The sequence below is a fragment of the Flavobacterium sp. FG139 genome (genome assembly GCF_057809695.1).
In genome coordinates, this window is sequence record NZ_JBMDKL010000026.1 from 1 (window position 1) to 5,737 (window position 5,737).

At 46.1% G+C, this 5,737-nt stretch carries 2 tRNA genes and 3 rRNA genes; all 5 read left to right on the forward strand.

Annotated features, from left to right (window positions below):
• Positions 1 to 586 precede the first annotated feature (586 nt).
• The 5 genes from ACODSI_RS14800 to rrf all read left to right on the forward strand — a co-directional run bounded on the left by ACODSI_RS14800 (position 587) and on the right by rrf (position 5,701).
• Positions 587 to 2,100 (forward strand): 16S ribosomal RNA (locus ACODSI_RS14800).
• An 82-nt stretch (positions 2,101 to 2,182) separates the two neighbouring features.
• A tRNA-Ile gene (locus ACODSI_RS14805) sits at positions 2,183 to 2,256 on the forward strand.
• Positions 2,257 to 2,347: 91 nt separating this feature from the next.
• Positions 2,348 to 2,421: transfer RNA gene (locus ACODSI_RS14810), tRNA-Ala, on the forward strand.
• Between the two features lie 134 nt (positions 2,422 to 2,555).
• Positions 2,556 to 5,438: ribosomal RNA gene (locus ACODSI_RS14815) — 23S ribosomal RNA — on the forward strand.
• 153 nt (positions 5,439 to 5,591) lie between these two features.
• Positions 5,592 to 5,701: ribosomal RNA gene (rrf, locus tag ACODSI_RS14820) — 5S ribosomal RNA — on the forward strand.
• The 16S, 23S and 5S rRNA genes sit together here with 2 tRNA genes alongside, the layout of an rRNA operon.
• Positions 5,702 to 5,737 lie beyond the last annotated feature (36 nt).

Genomic DNA, 5,737 nt, shown 5'->3' on the forward strand with positions numbered 1-5,737 from the left:
AGCAGCGAAAGTTCAGTGCATTTTAGTGTATGTAATTCCCGCTTTCCGCTGTACAAGGTGCCGCTTCAATCGGGGCTATGAGGTAAGGGTTGTTGGATAGAGTTCATTAATTCAAAAGAAATTTTAATAAGTCAAAAAACTTTCGTTAACAACATTCACAGGTTCAGTGTTTTAAAAAATACTTTGAAAAAAGGTTTTAAAAAGATTTGCGAGAATGAAAAAGATGGCTACTTTTGCACCCGCATTAGAGGCGACGTTCATTAATAAGTTTTGGAAAAAAGTTTAAAAAAGATTTGCACAGAATGCATAAAGGTTTTACCTTTGCCATCCGCAAAACGGTTAAGTTTTTTGAAGAAATGTGTGAGTAAAAAAAAGAAAAAATATTTTTTTTCGATTTGCTTGCGAGTTAAGAAAAAAGATGTACTTTTGCACCCGCTAACCGAAAGAGAGGCGAAAAAAGATAGAAGAATACGTTCATAGACATATTGAATTGACAGCCGTCTTATCCAAAAGATAAGACAAATAAAAAAGAAAGTAAGGCAAATCGGAATTAGGTATGTTCGAATTATCGACAATATTAAAATATACGATGAAGAGTTTGATCCTGGCTCAGGATGAACGCTAGCGGCAGGCCTAACACATGCAAGTCGAGGGGTAGAACACTTCGGTGTTTGAGACCGGCGCACGGGTGCGTAACGCGTATGCAATCTACCTTTTACAGGGGAATAGCCCAGAGAAATTTGGATTAATGCCCCATAGTATATATGAGTCGCATGATTTATATATTAAAGTTCCAACGGTAAAAGATGAGCATGCGTCCCATTAGTTAGTTGGTAAGGTAACGGCTTACCAAGACTATGATGGGTAGGGGTCCTGAGAGGGAGATCCCCCACACTGGTACTGAGACACGGACCAGACTCCTACGGGAGGCAGCAGTGAGGAATATTGGACAATGGGCGCAAGCCTGATCCAGCCATGCCGCGTGCAGGAAGACGCATCTATGGTGTGTAAACTGCTTTTGTACGGGAAGAAACACTCCCTCGTGAGGGAGCTTGACGGTACCGTAAGAATAAGGATCGGCTAACTCCGTGCCAGCAGCCGCGGTAATACGGAGGATCCAAGCGTTATCCGGAATCATTGGGTTTAAAGGGTCCGTAGGCGGTTTAATAAGTCAGTGGTGAAAGCCCATCGCTCAACGATGGAACGGCCATTGATACTGTTAGACTTGAATTACTAGGAAGTAACTAGAATATGTAGTGTAGCGGTGAAATGCTTAGATATTACATGGAATACCAATTGCGAAGGCAGGTTACTACTAGTGGATTGACGCTGATGGACGAAAGCGTGGGGAGCGAACAGGATTAGATACCCTGGTAGTCCACGCCGTAAACGATGGATACTAGCTGTTGGGCGCAAGTTCAGTGGCTAAGCGAAAGTGATAAGTATCCCACCTGGGGAGTACGTTCGCAAGAATGAAACTCAAAGGAATTGACGGGGGCCCGCACAAGCGGTGGAGCATGTGGTTTAATTCGATGATACGCGAGGAACCTTACCAAGGCTTAAATGTAGATTGACAGATTTGGAAACAGATTTTTCTTCGGACAATTTACAAGGTGCTGCATGGTTGTCGTCAGCTCGTGCCGTGAGGTGTCAGGTTAAGTCCTATAACGAGCGCAACCCCTGTTGTTAGTTGCCAGCGAGTCAAGTCGGGAACTCTAACAAGACTGCCAGTGTAAACTGTGAGGAAGGTGGGGATGACGTCAAATCATCACGGCCCTTACGCCTTGGGCTACACACGTGCTACAATGGACGGTACAGAGAGCAGCCACCTCGCAAGAGGGAGCGAATCTATAAAACCGTTCTCAGTTCGGATCGGAGTCTGCAACTCGACTCCGTGAAGCTGGAATCGCTAGTAATCGGATATCAGCCATGATCCGGTGAATACGTTCCCGGGCCTTGTACACACCGCCCGTCAAGCCATGGAAGCTGGGGGTACCTGAAGTCGGTGACCGCAAGGAGCTGCCTAGGGTAAAACTGGTAACTGGGGCTAAGTCGTAACAAGGTAGCCGTACCGGAAGGTGCGGCTGGAACACCTCCTTTCTAGAGAATGATAAAAGAATATATTTATTAGATAGGTTTTACTTTCTGCTGTTAATTCAAATAATACAAAAGCAAAAAACAGAGTCTCGTAGCTCAGCTGGTTAGAGTACTACACTGATAATGTAGGGGTCCCCAGTTCGAGTCTGGGCGGGACTACTTTGTTTTAGCTTAAAGGAAATTTTAGAAGTTGAGAGATTAGGAATTATCATATTCGTAATTCATAATTCGTAATTTTTAATTAAAAATTGGGGGATTAGCTCAGCTGGCTAGAGCGCCTGCCTTGCACGCAGGAGGTCAACGGTTCGACTCCGTTATTCTCCACTACTTCGATAAGAAGAAAAGTTCATTGACATATTGAGATAAGAAAATAATAAGAAAATAGAAAGCACAGTAGATGCATGATTTATCATGTATTTATTATAAGTCCTAGTTGTTTTTAATAATAATTAGGCGGCGCATAAGCAAAATAAGGGCGTATGGGGGATGCCTAGGCTCTCAGAGGCGAAGAAGGACGTGATAAGCTGCGAAAAGCTACGGGGATTGGCACACACGAATTGATCCGTAGATATCCGAATGGGGCAACCCGGCATGTTGAAGACATGTCACATCGATAGATGGGCAAACCCGCTGAACTGAAACATCTAAGTAGGCGGAGGAGAAGAAAACAAAAGTGATTCCGTAAGTAGTGGCGAGCGAACGCGGATTAGCCCAAACCAATGTTGTTACGGCAATATTGGGGTTGTAGGACCACGACATTTCTTGCGGATTGAATTAGAATAACCTGGAAAGGTTAACCACAGAGGGTGATAGTCCCGTATAAGTAAGAGAAGATAAGGATAGTGGTATCCTGAGTAGGGCGGGGCACGTGAAACCCTGTCTGAATTTGGCGGGACCATCCGCTAAGGCTAAATACTCCTGAGAGACCGATAGTGAACCAGTACCGTGAGGGAAAGGTGAAAAGAACCGTGAATAACGGAGTGAAATAGATCCTGAAACCATACGCTTACAAGCGGTCGGAGCCCTTTCGTGGGGTGACGGCGTGCCTTTTGCATAATGAGCCTACGAGTTAACGTTGCTGGCAAGGTTAAGTGATTAAGTCACGGATCCGTAGCGAAAGCGAGTCTGAATAGGGCGCTTTAGTCAGTAGTGTTAGACGCGAAACCGTGTGATCTACCCATGGGCAGGATGAAGCTGTGGTAACACATAGTGGAGGTCCGAACCGGTTGACGTTGAAAAGTCTTCGGATGACCTGTGGGTAGGGGTGAAAGGCCAATCAAACTCGGAAATAGCTCGTACTCCCCGAAATGCATTTAGGTGCAGCGCTGGTCATAAAGTTATATAGAGGTAGAGCTACTGATTGGATGCGGGGGCTTCACCGCCTACCAATTCCTGACAAACTCCGAATGCTATATAATGTTTACCAGCAGTGAGGGCATGGGTGCTAAGGTCCATGTCCGAGAGGGAAAGAACCCAGACCATCAGCTAAGGTCCCCAAATGTATGCTAAGTTGAAAAAACGAGGTTTGTCTGCCCTGACAGCTAGGATGTTGGCTTGGAAGCAGCCATTCATTTAAAGAGTGCGTAACAGCTCACTAGTCGAGCGGACGAGCATGGATAATAATCGGGCATAAGTATACTACCGAAGCTATGGATTTACAGTTTACTGTAAGTGGTAGGGGAGCATTCTAACAGGGTTGAAGGTGTGTCGTAAGGCATGCTGGACTGGTTAGAAAAGAAAATGTAGGCATAAGTAACGATAATGCGGGCGAGAAACCCGCACACCGAAAGACTAAGGTTTCCTCAGCTATGCTAATCAGCTGAGGGTTAGTCGGGTCCTAAGGCGAACCCGAAAGGGACAGTCGATGGCCAACGGGTTAATATTCCCGTACTTCTTATAATTGTGATGGGGTGACGGAGTGATGAAAGCGCCGCGAACTGACGGAATAGTTCGTTAAAGTACCTACCTATAAGGCCCGCAGGCAAATCCACGGGCTTTGGGGAAATACGATAGTACACGGAGTCTTCGGACAAAGTGATAGTGCGCCTAAGGGCTTCCAAGAAAAACCTCTAAACTTAGATTATAAGAACCCGTACCGTAAACCGACACAGGTAGTCGAGGAGAGAATCCTAAGGTGCTCGAGAGATTCATGGCTAAGGAATTAGGCAAAATAGACCTGTAACTTCGGGAGAAAGGTCGCCAGCAGCAATGCTGGCCGCAGTGAAAAGGTCCAGGCGACTGTTTATCAAAAACACAGGGCTCTGCAAAATCGTAAGATGAAGTATAGGGCCTGACACCTGCCCGGTGCTGGAAGGTTAAGAGGAGATGTTATCTTCGGAGAAGCATTGAATTGAAGCCCCAGTAAACGGCGGCCGTAACTATAACGGTCCTAAGGTAGCGAAATTCCTTGTCGGGTAAGTTCCGACCTGCACGAATGGTGTAACGATCTGGACACTGTCTCAGCCATGAGCTCGGTGAAATTGTAGTATCGGTGAAGATGCCGATTACCCGCAGTGGGACGAAAAGACCCTGTGCACCTTTACTATAGCTTAGTATTGACCTTGGATAAGTGATGTGTAGGATAGGTGGGAGACTATGAAGTGGCGTCGCTAGGCGTTGTGGAGTCATTGTTGAAATACCACCCTTTGCTTATCTGAGGCCTAACCCCATATTGTGGGGGACATTGCTTGGTGGGTAGTTTGACTGGGGTGGTCGCCTCCAAAAGAGTAACGGAGGCTTCTAAAGGTTCCCTCAGCACGCTTGGTAACCGTGCGTAGAGTGCAATGGCATAAGGGAGCTTGACTGAGAGACATACAGGTCGATCAGGTACGAAAGTAGAGCATAGTGATCCGGTGGTTCCGCATGGAAGGGCCATCGCTCAAAGGATAAAAGGTACGCCGGGGATAACAGGCTGATCTCCCCCAAGAGCTCATATCGACGGGGGGGTTTGGCACCTCGATGTCGGCTCGTCACATCCTGGGGCTGGAGAAGGTCCCAAGGGTTGGGCTGTTCGCCCATTAAAGTGGCACGCGAGCTGGGTTCAGAACGTCGTGAGACAGTTCGGTCTCTATCTACTGTGGGCGCAAGAAATTTGAGTGGATCTGATTCTAGTACGAGAGGACCGAATTGGACTAACCTCTGGTGTATCTGTTGTTCCGCCAGGAGCATCGCAGAGTAGCTACGTTGGGAAGGGATAAGCGCTGAAAGCATATAAGCGCGAAACCCACCACAAGATGAGATTTCTTTTAAGGGTCGTTGGAGATGACAACGTTGATAGGCTATAGATGTAAAGGCAGTAATGTCATAGTCGAGTAGTACTAATAACCCGTAAGTTTATGTGCAAACGAATCCTGTCTAGTTGTTTACAACTAGACAGGAGGGAACTTTCTTTTAAATTTTCTTTATCTCAGTATGTTAAGATATTGTTTCAATTACGAATTCAGAATTAGGAATTACGAATTGAAAAGTAATTGTCCAAAGCAATTATAACCTCTTAAGGTGGTTATTGCGTCGGGGCTCACCTCTTCCCATTCCGAACAGAGAAGTTAAGCCCGATTGCGCAGATGGTACTGCAGTTATGTGGGAGAGTATGTCGCCGCCTTGTTTTTTAAAACCCTTCATGAAAATGAAGGGTTTTTTT